Origin of the sequence: Sphingomonas sp. SUN019, assembly GCF_024758705.1 — a bacterium.
Taxonomy (GTDB): Bacteria; Pseudomonadota; Alphaproteobacteria; order Sphingomonadales; family Sphingomonadaceae; genus Sphingomonas.
The window spans coordinates 3,211,477-3,227,066 of record NZ_CP096971.1 but is presented as its reverse complement, the minus strand read 5'-3'; the positions used below and the strand labels follow the sequence as shown (position 1 = coordinate 3,227,066).

General features: G+C 66.5%; 19 protein-coding genes. 7 read left to right on the top strand and 12 right to left on the bottom strand.

What is annotated here, in order from left to right; genetic code table 11:
• The first annotated feature begins 124 nt into the window (after window positions 1–124).
• Window positions 125–964: an oxygen-dependent coproporphyrinogen oxidase gene (gene hemF, locus M0208_RS15585; protein ID WP_258892585.1), complete on the top strand. Its 840-nt coding sequence runs from the start codon at window positions 125–127 to the stop codon at window positions 962–964.
• Window positions 955–1,581: an N-acetyltransferase gene (locus M0208_RS15580; protein WP_258892584.1), complete on the top strand. Its 627-nt coding sequence runs from the start codon at window positions 955–957 to the stop codon at window positions 1,579–1,581. The genes hemF and M0208_RS15580 overlap by 10 nt, the downstream gene beginning before the upstream one ends.
• Here M0208_RS15580 and M0208_RS15575 read toward each other — a convergent pair.
• Window positions 1,518–2,264, bottom strand: a complete 747-nt coding sequence (locus M0208_RS15575) for a hypothetical protein (RefSeq protein WP_258892583.1) — start codon at window positions 2,262–2,264, stop codon at window positions 1,518–1,520. The two genes, M0208_RS15580 and M0208_RS15575, sit on opposite strands and share 64 nt — an antisense overlap.
• Window positions 2,261–3,067, bottom strand: a complete 807-nt coding sequence (locus tag M0208_RS15570; RefSeq protein ID WP_258892582.1) for a hypothetical protein — start codon at window positions 3,065–3,067, stop codon at window positions 2,261–2,263. The genes M0208_RS15575 and M0208_RS15570 overlap by 4 nt, the downstream gene beginning before the upstream one ends.
• Before the next feature lie 86 nt (window positions 3,068–3,153).
• Between M0208_RS15570 and lipB the strand changes: the two genes are divergently transcribed.
• The 3 genes from lipB (at window position 3,154) to M0208_RS15555 (ending at window position 5,115) form a co-directional block, all read left to right on the top strand.
• Window positions 3,154–3,816 (top strand): lipoyl(octanoyl) transferase LipB, encoded by a 663-nt coding sequence (gene lipB / locus M0208_RS15565; RefSeq protein WP_258892581.1) that lies wholly within the window; start codon window positions 3,154–3,156, stop codon window positions 3,814–3,816.
• Between the two features lie 88 nt (window positions 3,817–3,904).
• Window positions 3,905–4,174: a hypothetical protein gene (locus M0208_RS15560; RefSeq protein ID WP_258892580.1), complete on the top strand. Its 270-nt coding sequence runs from the start codon at window positions 3,905–3,907 to the stop codon at window positions 4,172–4,174.
• Window positions 4,175–4,419: 245 nt separating this feature from the next.
• Complete coding sequence (locus M0208_RS15555) at window positions 4,420–5,115, top strand: hypothetical protein (protein WP_258893279.1); 696 nt, start codon at window positions 4,420–4,422, stop codon at window positions 5,113–5,115.
• 142 nt (window positions 5,116–5,257) lie between these two features.
• Here M0208_RS15555 and queE read toward each other — a convergent pair whose 3' ends face one another.
• The 8 genes from queE to M0208_RS15515 all read right to left on the bottom strand — a co-directional run bounded on the left by queE (window position 5,258) and on the right by M0208_RS15515 (window position 11,147).
• Entirely contained in the window at window positions 5,258–5,890 is a 633-nt protein-coding gene (gene queE / locus M0208_RS15550) for a 7-carboxy-7-deazaguanine synthase (protein ID WP_258892579.1), read from the bottom strand.
• Window positions 5,887–6,573: a 7-cyano-7-deazaguanine synthase QueC gene (gene queC / locus M0208_RS15545; RefSeq protein ID WP_258892578.1), complete on the bottom strand. Its 687-nt coding sequence runs from the start codon at window positions 6,571–6,573 to the stop codon at window positions 5,887–5,889. Before queC ends, queE begins: the two co-directional genes overlap by 4 nt.
• A 157-nt stretch (window positions 6,574–6,730) precedes the next feature.
• A complete protein-coding gene (locus M0208_RS15540; protein WP_258892577.1) occupies window positions 6,731–7,144 on the bottom strand; it encodes a hypothetical protein in 414 nt (137 codons plus the stop codon).
• Window positions 7,145–7,241: 97 nt separating this feature from the next.
• Window positions 7,242–8,159 carry an Hsp33 family molecular chaperone HslO gene (locus M0208_RS15535; RefSeq protein WP_258892576.1) on the bottom strand — a complete coding sequence of 306 codons (918 nt, stop codon included), beginning with the start codon at window positions 8,157–8,159 and terminating at the stop codon, window positions 7,242–7,244.
• Between the two features lie 148 nt (window positions 8,160–8,307).
• Entirely contained in the window at window positions 8,308–9,225 is a 918-nt protein-coding gene (gene argF, locus M0208_RS15530) for an ornithine carbamoyltransferase (RefSeq protein WP_258892575.1), read from the bottom strand.
• Window positions 9,226–9,370: 145 nt separating this feature from the next.
• Window positions 9,371–10,561: an aspartate aminotransferase family protein gene (locus M0208_RS15525; RefSeq protein WP_258892574.1), complete on the bottom strand. Its 1,191-nt coding sequence runs from the start codon at window positions 10,559–10,561 to the stop codon at window positions 9,371–9,373.
• Window positions 10,562–10,663: 102 nt separating this feature from the next.
• Complete coding sequence (locus tag M0208_RS15520) at window positions 10,664–10,909, bottom strand: BrnA antitoxin family protein (RefSeq protein WP_258892573.1); 246 nt, start codon at window positions 10,907–10,909, stop codon at window positions 10,664–10,666.
• Window positions 10,910–11,003: 94 nt separating this feature from the next.
• Window positions 11,004–11,147 (bottom strand): BrnT family toxin, encoded by a 144-nt coding sequence (locus tag M0208_RS15515; RefSeq protein WP_258892572.1) that lies wholly within the window; start codon window positions 11,145–11,147, stop codon window positions 11,004–11,006.
• Between the two features lie 64 nt (window positions 11,148–11,211).
• Here M0208_RS15515 and M0208_RS15510 point away from each other — a divergent pair, with 64 nt between their 5' ends.
• Both M0208_RS15510 and M0208_RS15505 read left to right on the top strand, forming a co-directional pair.
• A complete protein-coding gene (locus tag M0208_RS15510; RefSeq protein WP_258892571.1) occupies window positions 11,212–11,445 on the top strand; it encodes a hypothetical protein in 234 nt (77 codons plus the stop codon).
• 31 nt (window positions 11,446–11,476) lie between these two features.
• Complete coding sequence (locus M0208_RS15505) at window positions 11,477–12,307, top strand: TIGR00266 family protein (RefSeq protein WP_258892570.1); 831 nt, start codon at window positions 11,477–11,479, stop codon at window positions 12,305–12,307.
• On the opposite strand, the gene M0208_RS15500 is transcribed toward M0208_RS15505, so the two are convergent.
• Window positions 12,288–13,574 carry a hypothetical protein gene (locus M0208_RS15500; protein ID WP_258892569.1) on the bottom strand — a complete coding sequence of 429 codons (1,287 nt, stop codon included), beginning with the start codon at window positions 13,572–13,574 and terminating at the stop codon, window positions 12,288–12,290. The genes M0208_RS15505 and M0208_RS15500 overlap by 20 nt on opposite strands.
• Window positions 13,571–15,550 carry a DNA topoisomerase IV subunit B gene (gene parE / locus M0208_RS15495; RefSeq protein ID WP_258892568.1) on the bottom strand — a complete coding sequence of 660 codons (1,980 nt, stop codon included), beginning with the start codon at window positions 15,548–15,550 and terminating at the stop codon, window positions 13,571–13,573. The genes M0208_RS15500 and parE overlap by 4 nt, the downstream gene beginning before the upstream one ends.
• Window positions 15,551–15,590: the final 40 nt, after the last annotated feature.

Below are 15,590 nucleotides of genomic sequence, written 5' to 3'. Positions count from 1 at the left end.
AGACCACGAAGTGGTGGAGGGGCAGCCAAGCAGGACCGGACCTTGTGGCTGCCCCTCCACCATTTGCCGAAGAGGCGAACGGTCCCCCTCCCCGTGCCGGGGAGGATCAGTTAGGAACGGACCCATGCACCTCGACGAACAGCAATCCGCCGCCCGTATCTGGTTCGAACATCTGCGCGACCTGATTTGCGCCGAATTCGAGGGAATCGAGCGCGAGGCCGGGTCGGATGCGACGTTCGACTATGCCCCGTGGGACCGCATCGACCCTAGCGGAGAACCCGGCGGCGGCGGCGTGCGCGGGGTGATGAAGGGGCGCGTGTTCGAGAAGGTCGGGGTCAACGTATCGACCGTCGGCGGCACGTTCGAGGGCGAATTCGCGAAGTCGATCAACGGCGCGTCGGACGATCCGCGCTTTTTCGCGACCGGCATCAGCCTGGTCGCGCACATGGCCAACCCGCACGTCCCCGCGGTGCACATGAACTGCCGCTTTCTGGTCACGACGAAGCGCTGGTTCGGCGGCGGCGCGGACCTAAATCCGCCGCTGCCGATCGCCGAGGACACCGACGATTTCCACGGCACGCTGAAGGCGGCGTGCGACGCGCATGATGCGGGGTATCACGAGCGTTACCGCGACTGGGCGGAGGAGTATTTCCGCATTCCGCATCGCGGGGTCAGCCGCGGCGTGGGCGGCATCTTCGTCGATCATCTGGAGGGCGATTTCGACGCGAACTTCGCCTTCATCCAGGATATCGGACGTGCGTTTCTCGACGCTTATCCGCGGATCGTCAGGCGGCGCATGAACACGCCCTTCACCCATGCCGACGAAACCGCGATGCTCGAATGGCGCGGGCGCTATGCCGAATTCAATCTGGTTTATGATCGCGGCACGTTGTTCGGCCTGAAGACCGGCGGCAACATCGACGCGATCCTGATGAGCCTGCCGCCGCGCGCGACATGGGCTTAACGGCCGTCCCCGACGATCGCATCGCGACGATCGTCACGACGCTGGAAATGATGCGCCGCCCGGCATTGCGTCCGGTTCCCGATTCACCGCTGCAGCTGATCGCGTGGGACCGGCCCGCCCCGGACAAATACCGCGCGCTGTTCCGCCGTGTCGGTGCGCCGTGGCTGTGGTTTTCGCGGCTGGTGATGGACGATCGGACGCTGACCGCGATCATCCACGATCCCGACATTTCGATCTTCGCCGCGGTCGATCGTGCGGGCGTGGAGGTCGGGATGATCGAACTCGATCACCGCGAGCCGAACGAATGCGAGATTTCCTATTTCGGGTTGGTCCCCGAACTGGCGGGCAAAGGGCTGGGCCGGTGGCTGATGGCGGAGGCGCTTTCGCGTTCGTGGCTATGGGATATCAAGCGCGTCTGGCTGCACACTTGCACGCTCGATCATCCCTCGGCGCTGAATTTCTACCGCGCACAGGGCTTCGTCGCGATCAAGCGCACGATCGAAACCTTCGCCGATCCGCGCGTCGCCGGGGTGCTGCCCGCCGACGCCGCGCCTCAGATCCCCTGCCTCGCGAGCCTGCGCCAGACGACCACGCCGAGCAACGCCAGCCCGACGTGATAGGCGGTTGCCGCCGCCGCCAGCGCCGCATCGACCAGCGCCAGCACGAACGGATTCTCATGATCCGGAGAGCGCAGCCAGGCGTCGGCGGGGGCCAGCGGCGCCAGCACCAGATATTGCAGCAGGAACAACGTCACGATCGCACCGAGGATCGCCCACCCCGCCCCGCGCGTGACCCGGAAACTGCGCACCAGCGATGCGCGCGCGGCCGTGGGTTGCTCCGCCGCCAGCACCGGCTGCACCGCGATCAGCCGCGCCTGAATGTAGAGGCCGGGCAGCAGGAACAGCCACATTCCCGCCCCGACCGGGATCGCGACCAGCAGGGCGGCGAGCAGGAAACGGCCATAGCGCCGCCCCGCGATCCCCAGCGCCTCCCCCACGTTCGGTCGTCCGGGCGTGGTCAACAGCACCGCCAGCGTCGCGACGCCGAGGATGCCGATCGCATCCGCCAGCAGATACCAGCCCGCGTTTGACTGCCCCCACAATGTCACCGCATTGACCCAGCGCGCGATCGAGGCTTCGTCACGCGGCGCGGGCGGGATGGAGGGCAGCGGATCGCACAGCAATTGCACCGCGAACGCGGGCAGGAAGATCAATGGCCCCGCCACGCGCAGGATCAGATCGCCCTCGCGCCGCAGCAGCGCCCAGACGTCGGCGAGCAGCCGCCCGAAATTAAGGTTCATGCGGGTGCCATATCTCTGTCACCAGCAGTCGCGACATAGAATTGCGCGGAGAAGACATTCTGCATCACCGCCGCGCCCGCGGTGACGATTCCGGCGACGATCGCGACGCCGATCGAAACAGCGGCCGTAGCCTCGGAACCCAGCGCCAGGCGCAGGATCAGCCCGACCACCGTCGTCGTCGCGGCGAACACCACGAACAGCACGATCGCATACAGGATCATCACGCCGATCAGCTTCATCGTCGATCCGCGCGTCAACGCGAACGAGCGGCGGAACGCGCCCAGTCCGCGGCGTTCGTTCACGACGATCGCGAACAGCGGCACCAGCCGCGCGCTGACCCAGAGCGCGCCGAGCGACAAGACGAGGAAGTACAGCATCCCGATCAACGCCGCGCCGCCGGTAGCCGACGCCGGATCGATCTTTCCGTTCGGCAGGAACTTCAGGCCGCCCACGATCAGCAACACGATCCCCGGCAGCAACGCGATGATCGCCACCACGATCGCCACGATCAGCACGCCCAGCCCCGGCCCCAGCCGCGCGACGCCGGTCGCCAGCGCGCCTTCACGGGTCACCGCCGGATCGCTCGCCACAGCGGTCAGCGACAGCGACGCCCAGATCGTCAGCACCAGCGCAACCAGATTCCACAGCGATACGACGACCGACTGCTCGCCGAGCGCCGCCGCCAGCACCGCCTGCGCGACCGCGGGCGCGAACAGCAGCAGTGCGGCGATCACCGTCAGGATGCCCGCGCGGCCCGCCAGCACCTCGGTCGTGCGGTCCCAGATGGTGCTGATACGTGGCATTGATGGCGGTCCCCGGTAGCGTCCCGTCCCGCCTACTCGCGCCGCCCGCGCTTGCCAATCGCCGCCGGGGTCCGCATCTCGCATCCGTGAGAAAGAACGACATCGAATGGCGCGTGACGTCGGGGCTGACCGACTATGCCGATGCGCTGGCCGAGATGGAGGCGCGCAACGCCGCGGTCATCGCGGGAGATGCGCGCGAGCTGATCTGGCTGCTGGAGCATCCGCCGGTCTACACCGCCGGGACCAGCGCCGATCCGGCCGAATTGCTCGACGCGCGTTTCCCGGTCGTCCCGGCGGGCCGCGGCGGGCGCTACACGTATCACGGGCCGGGCCAGCGCGTCGGTTATCTGGTGCTCGACCTGAACAAGCGCGGAAAGGACGTGCGCTGCTTCGTCCGTGCGGTGGAGGGCTGGGTGATCGCCGCGCTGGCCGAAATCGGGATCGACGCTTTCCGTGCGCCCGGCCGGATCGGCATCTGGACGATCGACACGCAAGAGCGGGAGGCGAAGATCGGCGCGATCGGGGTGCGCGTGCGGCGCTGGGTGACGCTCCACGGCTTTGCGGTGAACCTGTCGCCCGACCTGACGCATTTCGGCGGTATCGTGCCATGCGGGATCGCTGAATACCCAGTGACCAGCGCCGCGGCGCTCGGCCGGTGTCACGAACATGCAACTTTTGATGCTGCACTTGCGTTGACGTGCGACGCCTTTCTTGAAAGCCTTTCTTGTGCTGATGAAATCTGTGCTTGAGAGGTCGGCGTTCTGCGATTAATGTCCACCACGGTTTGGGTATTAATGGCCGGTATGCCGTCCAAATCCACTGTCTAGGGAGCTATTCATGCGTGCATTCTCGAAAATCCTGACCGGTTCGGCCATCGCGGCTGCAGCACTCGCCGTGTCGGCCTGCGGTTCGAAGACCGAGACCACCACCGACAACACGATGGTTACCGACATGAACGCCACCGAGGGCATGGACACCATGACCGACAACATGACCGCCGTTGACGGCGCGATGAACGGTGGCATGATGGCGAACGACACGATGATGTCGAACGACACCATGATGTCGAACGACGCGATGATGACGAATTCGTCGAACGCGATGTAATCGCTTTGGTATCCGCCTTAGGGCGGGTGCTAACGAAAGGGGCCGTCCGGGTGACCGGGCGGCCTCTTTTCGTTTTGGCGCATTCGACGCGTTCGTTACGTCTGCGACCCCTTCACGGATTCCGGCCACCGCTGTATGACGCCAAATCGTCGGGTCGCCCCTGAAACGTGCCGAAAAGGCTTGGGGACAGATTCGAAAAGGCATAGAATCCCGCGCGTTGTGCGTCGGGGGAGGAAATCGAGATGATGGGGATGCGTTTCGCGGGGGCCGGTATCGCCGCTGCGGTATTGTTGACGGCCGCACCGGCGTCGGCACAATTCTTCATGCAGTCCAAGGACTTCAGCGGCGCCCCGGTGGTCGGCGACGAACCCGGCATCGGCCAGGCGCTGCCCGGCGCGACGCGCGAGGAGCTGACAGCGGCGCTGGTGTGGAACATGCGCGCCGCGCTGAACGTCGCCGCGCTGCAATGCCAGTTCGAACCGACGTTGCTGACGGTGTCGAACTACAATGCGATCCTGGCCGATCACAAGAAGGAGCTGAAAGACAGCTTCGATACGCTGAACAAATATTTCGTGCGCACGAACAAGACCGCGAAGCTTGGCCAGGCCGCGCTCGACCAGTTCGGCACGCGCACCTATTCGGCCTTCGCGACGGTCGCTGCGCAGTACAATTTCTGTCAGGTCGCCGCCGCGATCGGCCGCGACGCCATCTTCCAGCCACGCGGCAGTTTCGCCGACATCGCCCGGAACCGGACGCGCGAGTTGCGCAACAGCCTGGTCCCGTGGGGCGAGCAGCGTTTCCCGCGCTACTATGCGGCACAGGCGACGCTGCCGCGGATGGAGGCGATCTGCTGGTCCAAGAAGGGCGAATGGGTCGCCAAGAAATGCGGCCCGCAAAACTTCCCGCCGCCCTATGCCGGCGTCGCGGTGGCGCAGCGGTAAGACTAAATCCTCCCCGCACGGGGAGGGGGACCGCGACGCGCAGCGGCGTGGTGGAGGGGCAGCCACGAGCGACTGTCTTGCTTGGCTGCCCCTCCACCAGCCTGCGGCTGGTCCCCCTCCCCGTGCCGGGGAGGAACTAAATCTAACGCAGCCCCAGCAGTTTGTGCGTCTGCAGCGACAGCCGCCAGTTCGGGCGCGCCATCACTAGCGCCAGCGCGGCGTTGCGGTTGGCGTCGGCTTGCGGATCGTCGAGCGGCTGGATGAGATGATGGGTAAAATCCCATCCTTCCATCGCGTCGACGTCGCTGCCCGCCTGCGGCCATACCAATTTCAGCTCGTCGCCCGATCGCTGCACCGTTTCGCTGCCCGCCTTCGGACTGATGCAGACCCAGTCGATGCCAGGATGGACCGGCAGCGTGCCGTTGCTCTCGATCGCGATCTCGAAGTCTGCGGCGTGCAGCGCATCGACCAGCGCATCGTCGACCTGCAGCATCGGCTCGCCCCCGGTCAGCACGACATAACGCGCGCGCCGTCCTTCACCCCAGAAACCCGCCGCCGCCGCCGCCAGCGCACCCGCCTCAGCGAACTTGCCGCCGCCAAGGCCATCGACCCCAACAAAATCGGTATCGCAGAACCGGCACACCGCGGTCGCGCGGTCCCGTTCGCGGCCCGACCACAGATTGCACCCGGCAAAGCGCACGAACACCGCGCGCCGCCCGGCCTGCACGCCCTCCCCCTGCAGCGTCAGGAACATCTCCTTGACCGCATAGGTCATGGACGTTCGGCGTAGTCCGTCGGATCGACGACGCCCGCCTCCTCGAACCCCTTCGCGCGCAATCGGCAACTGTCGCAGCGTCCGCAATGCTGCATTCCCGCCGGATCGTAACACGACCAGCTAAGCCCCATGTCCAGCCCCAGCCGCGCGCCTTCGCGAACGATGTCGGCCTTCGTCATGTGCTGAAGCGGGGCCTGGATGCGGAACGGGCTACCCTCGACTCCCGCCTTCGTGGCCAGTTCGGCCAGCGCCTCGAACCCGGCGATGAATTCGGGGCGGCAATCGGGATAGCCCGAATAATCGAGCGCGTTGACCCCGACGTACAAATCGCGCGCGCCCGCCGCCTCCGCCCAGCCGAGCGCCAGGCTGAGGAAGATCGTGTTGCGCGCGGGGACGTAGGTGACCGGGATGCCCGGCCCAACGCCGTCCTTCGGCACGTCGATGTCCGCGGTCAGCGCGGAACCGCCGAACGCCGACAGGTCGATCGGCAGCACGATATGGCGTTTAGCCTCCAACAGCTTGGCGATCCGCCGCGCCGCTGCGAGTTCCAGCCGGTGACGCTGGTTATAGTCGATCGACAGCGCGAGCAGGCGATGTCCCGCCTCCCGCGCCAGCGCCGCCGACACCATGGAATCGAGGCCGCCCGAAACGAGGGCGACCGCCAGAGGAACTTCGTTGGTCATGATCGCGGGCGCGCTAGGCCCATCGGCGGTTTGGCGCAAGAAAAAGGGCCGCCCCGGGGGACGGCCCAAAGGATAGGCCGTCACCGGCCAGCTAGGGAGAAAAGCGTGCCCAAAGAAAGCACCCGGCCGATATAACTCGACCAGGGTGAAGACCGTCTTAACGCGTGCCCGCGGGAGAGCAGGTTCCGGTGCGGCGCGCTTCGTAATCGAAATCGAACGGCGCGCCGCGCAGGATTCCCTGCGTCTGCAACCGGATGACGCCTTCGTCCTCGACCGACAATGTCGTGCGGCCGTAGCCAAGGCCGGGGCAGGTATAATGAACCGTGGCCCGCCGCGGCCCCTGATCAACCACGAAGCGCGAACATTGCGACGCGCCGTGCCGCACCTGCAGCAAGGCGGTCGCTTCACGCACGCACAGGGCAAGCGGCGCGCCGGTCGATCCGATCTCGTGCAGCGACCATGCGCCCGGCGCGACCAAGTCGAGCGCCGCGACCCGCGGCGCCTGCGCGGGTGCGGTCGCGGAAACGGCGATCAGCCCGGCCACCGCCAGGCGTTGCAGATATCGACGCATCTCAATCCCCGTGCCCGGAGCGGCTCGCGATCCCCTACGTTTCGCCGGACGACTCGACTATAGCAGATTCGGAAACCCAGCGGTGGGTTTTGAGCGATCATGCGGCGAGCGTATCGGCCCGAATCGGGAAAACCGTCGAACAGAATGCGCAATCGACCGCGATCATGCCTGCGTCGTCGGCCATTGCGGCGCGCTCCTCGTCCGGGAACTTCGCCAGCACCGAGATGATATGCTCGCGCGTGCAACGGCATCCGCGCGTCAGCGCCACGCCGCCCAGTACGCGGACTTCGTCCTCTTCGTTGAACAGCCGCCAGATCAGCGTTTCTAGCGGGATCGATGTATCGGCCAACTCGCCGGCGCTCATCGTCTGCCCCAGGATCGCGACATGCTCCCATTCGGGATGGTCGAGCTTCGTGTGCAGCCGCTCACGTCCGTCCTCGCCCTCCGGCAGATGCTGCAGCAACAGCCCGCCCGCGGCGCATTTCCCGTCCGGGCCCTTGGCGAACCCGGTCCGTACCAGCGTAGGAATCTGCTCGGACTGAACGAAATAGCTCTGCGCGGCTTGCGACAAGGTATCGCCGTCGAGCGGCACGATCCCCTGATAGCGCTCGCCGCTGGACGCCAGATCGAAGGTGATCGCCAGATACGCCTTGCCGAACAGCGCGAACAATGTCGGATCGGCGGGCGCGTCGGCCAGCCGGTCGGCGTCATACTGGACGTACCCGCGCAATTCGCCGCCCTGATAATCGCACACCAGCAGCCGCACGACGCCCTGTTCGCTCTGCGTCTGGAGCGTGAGTTGCCCGGCGGTGTCCTTCAACGTCGACCCGATCAGCGCGGTCAGCGTCAGCGCCTCCGCCAGCAACGCCTCGATCACGGGCGGATAGGCGTGTGCGGCCAGGATCGTGTCGAGCACCGGCCCGACGCGGATCACTCGCCCACGCGCGTGACGCGCAGGGATCGTGAAGCCGAGCGCGCGGTCGAGATCGAGGTCGGGGTTTGAACTATCGGTCATCAGCCATCCAAAAACGTCATCCCCGCGAAAGCGGGAACCCATCACCTGTTCGTTCGGCAAACGGGACGGGCGGGCTTGCGGCTCGCACCGGAGATGGGTTCCCGCGTGCGCGGGGACGACGGTTATCTGGGGTCCGAACCCCGTCCGATCAACCGATCTGCCCGAAGCACCAGCGCAGGATCGATTTCTGCGCGTGCAGCCGGTTTTCCGCCTCGGCCCAGATCAGCGACTGCGGGCCGTCGATCACCTCCGCAGTCACTTCCTCGCCGCGGTGCGCGGGCAGGCAATGGAGGAACTTCGCATCGGACTTGGCCGCCGCCATCAGCGCAGCATCGACCTGATACGGCGTCAGCGCTTTCAGCTTCGTTTCGGCATGGTCCTGCCCCATCGAAATCCACGTGTCGGTGACAATGATGTCCGCCCCCTCCACCGCCTCGCGCGGATCGGCGACGACGCGCGCGCGGCCGGAGGCGCGGACGATCGCTTCTTCTTCGGGCTGAAACCCCTGCGGGCACGCCGCGACGACGTCGAAATGCATCAGCCCCGCCGCTTCGACGATCGAGGCGAGCACGTTGTTGCCGTCGCCCAGCCACGCGACCTTCAGCCCCGGCAACGCCTTCCCGCTTTCGATGATCGTCAGCAAATCAGCCATGATCTGGCACGGATGCGATGCGTCGGTCAGGCCGTTGATGACCGGAACGGTCGCGTGATGCGCCATCTCCTCGACCTTGGCATGATCGTCGGTGCGGATCATGATCGCGTCGACATAACCCGACAGCACGCGCGCGGTATCCGCGACGCTCTCCCCGCGGCCGAGTTGCATCGTGCCCGCATCCATCACGATCGAGGTGCCGCCGAGTTGGCGGATCGCCATGTCGAACGACACGCGAGTGCGGGTGGAATTTTTCTCGAACACCATTGCCAGGACGTGCCCCGCGAGCGGCATGTCGGCGTCGCGGCGACCCTTTGGCCAACCGGTGCGCGCGGCCTTGCGATCCAGCGCATCGACCAGCATTGCCGCGATGCCATCCGCGCCCGCGTCGGAAAGGTTCAGGAAATGTCGCACTCTCTAATCCCTCCCCGGAACAGGGAGGGGGACCAGCGAAGCTGGTGGAGGGGCAGCCACGAGCGGGGCGCTTGCGGCTGCCCCTCCACCACGCGCTGAAGAAGCGCGTGGTCCCCCTCCCCGTTCCGGGGAGGATTTGAAGTGCCTACTCATCGCTGGCGGGCACGTACACCCGCGCCGCTTCGCTCAGTTTCTCGATACATTCCGCGATATGGCTCTCGTCGATCACCAAAGGCGGCAGGATGCGAACGACGTTCTCGCCCGCCGCGACCAGCAGCAGCCCGTGATTGTCGCGCGCGTGCGCCACGAATCGGCGGCTGTCGCTTTTCAGCTTCAACCCCAGCATCAGACCATGCCCGCGCACGCTGTCGAACAGATGATCGTGGTTCGGGATCATCTGCTCCAGCGCCTGCCGCAGCCGGTCGCCCATCTTCGTCACGTTATCGAGGAAACCGTCCTCCAGGATCACGTCGAGCACCGCCTCGCCCGCCGCCATCGCCAGCGGATTCCCGCCATAGGTGGAGCCGTGCGTGCCGATCACCATGCCCTTCGCGGCCTCCTCGGTCGCCAGGCACGCGCCGAGCGGGAAGCCGCCGCCAATGCCCTTCGCCGAGGCAACGATATCGGGCGTCACGCCGTACAGTTCGTGCGCGAACAACTTGCCCGTCCGGCCATACCCCGCCTGCACCTCATCCAGCACCAGCAGCAGGCCGTGTTCGTCGCACGCCTTGCGCAGGCCGGTCAGGAATTCCTTCGACGCCGGGCGGATGCCGCCCTCGCCCTGGATCGGTTCGACCAAGAAGCCCGCGGTGTTCGCATCGATCAGCGCCAGCGCTCCTGCCAGATCGTTGAACTCGGCGTAGGCGAAGCCCGGCAACAACGGCTCGAACCCATCGCGCATCTTTGCCTGGTTGGTCGCCGAGATCGTGCCGATCGTGCGCCCGTGGAACGCCATCGAGAAAGTGATGAGCGTATGCCGTTCGGGATTGCCGTTGGCGAAATGGTAACGCCGCGCGGTCTTGATCGCACATTCGACCGCCTCGGCGCCCGAATTGGTGAAGAACACCGTGTCGGCGAAGCTATTGTCGACCAGCCGTTGCGCAAACGCCTCGCCCTGCGGCGATCCGTACAGGTTGCTGACGTGCATCAGCGTCGCGGCCTGATCCGCGATCGCCTTCACCAGTTTAGGGTGGCCGTGGCCAAGGCAGTTGACCGCGATACCGCTCGCGAAATCGAGATAGCGCTGGCCGTCCTCGCCGATCAGATGGCACCCTTCGCCTCGCACCGGCCGCACCCCGCAACGTGGGTAAACGGGCATCAGGGCGGTGATCGACACGGGAGGTCTCCTCGATAGAAACAGCGCGGGCGGCCCCATCAGCGGACCGCCCGTGCATTGCCCGATACGCGCGCGAACGCGCGGGGGCAATATCCCCCGCCGTTACGGCTGGACGCGGCGCAACGCTTCGTTGATCCGCGTCTGCCAGCCGGGGCCGGTCGCGCGGAAGCGTTCGAGCACATCGCGATCGATCCGCAGCGACACCTGTTCCTTGGTCGATCCCCGCGGCCGGCCAGGACGCGCCCGCCGCTCGGCCAGCGCCCGTTCTATCTCGGCATGCGAAACCGCGAAATCCTCCGCGTCCGCCGGATCGGCCTCAAGCGCGACGATAGATGCGTGATTCGCCATCGTTACTCCTCCTGACCGAAATGAAGCGGATTACCGTTCCGCGCCGGACGTGCACACCTGTGAACAGCTTTCCCTCGATCATTCCGATCACCTTCTATCGGTCCTCACCATCGACCGGCCGGATCGAGGTCAGGACGATGTGGTCATGATCGTCGAAGATCGTCGCCCCGACCGCCAGCGACACACCGTGCTCGGCGATGTTGATGGCGTCCTTCGCCGGATCGAACGCCACCTCCACCGCGTCAGATGTAGATACAAAAACTCCCTTTGCAAGCGCGTTCGGAACGGGCGATAGCGCGCGGATGCCGCTCGCCCCCCGCGACCTCGCCGCGCTGCGCCACGCCGCCTTCGCGCCCGCACTGATCGCGCTGCCGCTGGCGCTGGCCGGCGTACTGCTGGTCGTCGTCCGCGCGCGCTGGTTGCCAGCAATCCCCCGCGTCGCGCCGCTCATCCCCATTGCGATCGCGCTAGGTTTCGTCGCGCTCGGCATCGTCCGCCGCATCCGGCATCTTCTCGCCGCGCGCCGCCGCGATTAGAACGGCGCCGTTCAACGACGGAGCCTTTCGCATGACCAACAACCCCTGGAGCCATCACGCAAAGTCAGGCGTGGCCGACGATATCGATTTCGAGATCAAGGGCCAGGAGTTGCAGTTCGTCGAGATCGAACTCGATCCGGGCGAAAGCGCTGTCGCCGAAGCCGGCGGCATGGTGTGGAAGGACGCCAGCGTCGAGATGACCACCGTCTTCGGCGACGGATCGGGCGATCAAAGCGGCGGGTTCATGGGCAAGCTGCTCGGCGCGGGCAAACGGCTGGTGACGGGCGAAAGCCTGTTCACCACCGTCTTCACGCACCGCGGGTCGGGCAAGGCGCGCGTCGCCTTCGCCTCCCCCACGCCCGGATCGATCCTGCCGATCCGCCTCGCCGACGTGGGCGGCACATTGATCTGCCAGAAGGACAGCTTCCTCGCCGCCGCGAAGGGCGTCCAGATCGGCATCGCGTTTCAGCGCAAGGTGATGACCGGGCTGTTCGGCGGCGAAGGCTTCATCATGCAGAAACTGGACGGCGACGGCTGGGTCTTCGTCCAGATGGGCGGCACCGTGGTGGAGCGCGAATTGCGCGCGGGTGAGGAACTGCACGTCGATACGGGCTGCCTCGCCGCCTATACCCCCAGCGTCGATTTCGACCTGATCGCGGTCGGCGGCATCCGCACGATGTTCTCCGGCGGCGAAGGCGCATTCTTCGCCCGCCTGCGCGGCCCCGGCAAGGTGTGGATTCAGTCCCTCCCCTTCTCGCGGCTGGCGGGCCGGATGTTGGCGGCGGCGGGCGGCCGCGGCGGCAACCGGGGCGAGGGCGGCGTGCTCGGCGGGTTGGGCGACTTCATCGGCGGGAACGACTGAGCGCGCGCTCAGCGATCATCAGCCGTCGTCGCGCGCGCTGCGCCGATACGCGCCACCGGTCGATCTCGGGTTCGATCTCGATCAGCCGCTCCCAATAGACGACGGCTTCCTCGACGCGGTCGAGCCGCTCCAGCGCAAGCGCGGTCGCGCGCAACGCGCTCGTCTGGTCGGGATGAAGGGTCAGGACCAGCGCCGCGGCCGTCATGATCGCCGCGTCGTCGCGCGCTCCGCTCAGCCGCCGCAGCGCCGTACGGTACAGGTCCATCAGCCCGCGTGCGGCTATCGGCCGGTGCGCCGGCACGTCGACGGCGGCCGCGAACAGCCGGATCGCGGGACGCAGCCGATCCACCGCCACTGCGCGTTGAGCAAGCGCGACGGCGAACGCGGCCCGCTTGGCGGCGCTGGCAACGACTGGCGCGTCGCTCGGCCTGCTCGCCGCAGGCATGGTCGTATCGCCGGCGATCCGGCCGATCAGCGCACGCCCGACATCGCGCGCGAAGGGCGTCGTGTAGTGCGACGTGTCGACGCCGAAGATCGGCAGCGCGTCCGCCTGCCGCCAGCGCCGCAGCACCTCGGCCGGCTCGAATAAAGGCAGGCCCAGCGCCTGCACTGCGGTGCGGACGGTCTCGATACCCGCGCGGCGATCGGCGATTGGCCGCCCGTCGTAACCGATCACGTCGCAATGCGTGACGATCAGCAGCGACGGCAGCATCGCCTTCAGGATGTCCAGATCGCGCCGGACGTCGTCCGCATCCTGCCGGACGACGAAACTTTCGCGCACCATATCCTGCCGGAAATCGTCGAGCGCATGATAGCTCGCGACGCCGCGCAGTTGCTCCATCCGCGCGCCGCGCGCATCCGCGGCGCTGTGCCGCCAGAATGTCCGCGACAGTTCGCGGTCATCCAGCACGCGGTCCAGCCTGCTGCCCTTCAGCCGCCACTCGCCGTATTGGATGTCCTTCAGCGACGACACTTCCACGACGTAGCAGGACGAGTTCAGCCGGGCGTCCGCGTCGGGCGAGCGATGCGGCCGTTCGGACACCAGCGGCCAGATGTCGGCGGGGATCGCGCGTTCGCCGGACAGGAACCGCGCCTGCTGCACGACCTCCCCGGTCGAATGCACATAGCCGTAGGCGCCGGTCTGATCGAAGCGAAACCGCCCGTCGAGCGCGGCGTGCAGCCGCAGCGGATGATAGATGCGGCAGGTGCCGATCGGCGTGACGCTCCCGCCGTCCAACAGCCCGGTCAGGACCGCCGCCGCGCTCACGCGTCGATCGCTTCCTCGTCCATCCGCGCGGCGTTTTCCTGGATGAAGGCGAAGCGGTGCGCGGGGTTCGTGCCCATCAGGCGGTCGACCAGATCCTTCACCACGGCGCGTTCTTCATACTCCTGCGGCAGGGTGATGCGGAGCATGTTGCGCGTTTTCGGGTCCATCGTCGTTTCGCGCAGCTGCTGGGGGTTCATCTCGCCCAGCCCCTTGAAGCGCGCGACATCGACCTTCTTGCCCTTGAACACGCCGTTTTCGATCTTCGCCCGCTCGATTTCATCCATCGCATAATGCGATTTCGCGCCGACGGTCAGCCGGTACAATGGCGGCTGCGCCAGATACAGATGTCCGCGCCGCACCAGTTCGGGCATTTCCTGGAAGAAGAACGTCATCAGCAGCGTCGCGATATGCGCGCCGTCGACATCGGCGTCGGTCATGATGACGATGCGTTCGTAACGCAGCGCGTCGGGCTGACAGTCCTTGCGCGTCCCGCAGCCGAGCGCCTGGATCAGGTCGGCGATCTCCAGATTCGCCATGATCTTGGCCGAGGTCGCCGACGCGACGTTCAGTATCTTCCCGCGGATCGGCAGGATCGCCTGCGTCTTGCGGTCGCGCGCCTGCTTCGCCGAACCACCCGCAGAGTCCCCCTCGACGATGAACAATTCGGTTCCTGCGGGATCGTCCGATGCGCAATCGGTCAGCTTGCCCGGCAGGCGCAGTTTGCGCGACGACGTGGCGGTCTTGCGCTTGACCTCGCGCTCCTGCTTGCGCCGCAGCCGGTCGTCCATCCGTTCGAGGACATAGCCCAGCAGCGCCTTCCCGCGCTCCATATTGTGGCCGAGCCAATGGTCGAAATGGTCGCGCACCGCTTTCTCGACCAGCCCCGCCGCCTCGGGCGAGGTCAGCCGGTCCTTGGTCTGCGACTGGAATTGCGGCTCGCGGATGAACACCGACAGCATCAATTCGCTGCCGACCATCACGTCGTCGGCAGTCAGTTCCTTCGTCTTCTTGTTGTTCACGAGATCGCCAAAGGCACGCAGTCCCCGGACCAAGGCCTGCCGCAGCCCCTGTTCGTGCGTCCCGCCGTCGGGCGTCGGGATCGTGTTGCAATACCAGGAGTAACTCCCGTCGCTCCACAGCGGCCACGCGACCGCCCACTCAACCCGCCCGGCCGCGCCGGGAAAGTCCTGCGATCCGGAAAAGAAATCGGCGGTCGCGCTTTCGCGCCCCGCAATCTGTTCGCGCAGATGATCGGCGAGGCCACCGGGAAACTGGAACACCGCCTCGGCCGGCGTATCGTCCGAAATCAGCTCGGCCGCACATTTCCAGCGGATTTCGACGCCCGCGAACAGATACGCCTTCGACCGCGCCAGCTTGTAAAGCCGCGCCGGTTTGAAATGCAGCTCCGGCCCGAAAATCTCGTCATCGGGCGTGAACGCCACCGACGTGCCGCGCCGGTTCGGCGTCCCGCCCAGTCTCTCCAGCGGGCCGAGCGTCAGCCCCTTCGCAAACCGCTGGCGATACAATTGCCGGTCGCGCGCGACCTCCACCACCGTGTCGGACGACAGCGCATTGACCACCGACACGCCGACACCGTGCAGCCCGCCGCTGGTCGCATACGCCTTGCCTGCGAACTTGCCGCCCGAGTGCAGCGTCGACAGGATGACCTCCAGCGCGCTCTTGTCGGGGAATTTCGGATGCGGATCGACCGGGATGCCGCGCCCGTTGTCGACCACGGTCAGCCGGTTGCCCGGTTCCAGCGTCACCTCGATCCGCGTCGCGTGGCCCGCCACCGCCTCGTCCATCGCATTGTCGATCACTTCGGCCGCCAGGTGATGCAGCGCGCGTTCGTCGGTGCCGCCGACGTACATGCCGGGGCGGCGACGGACGGGCTCCAGCCCTTCCAGCACTTCGATCGATGAAGCGTCATAGGCGACGCCGGGGGACGTTGTGGACGCGAACAGGTCTTCAGCCATGCCCTGCTATATCCGGCGGACGCCCGCGGACAAACCGTAT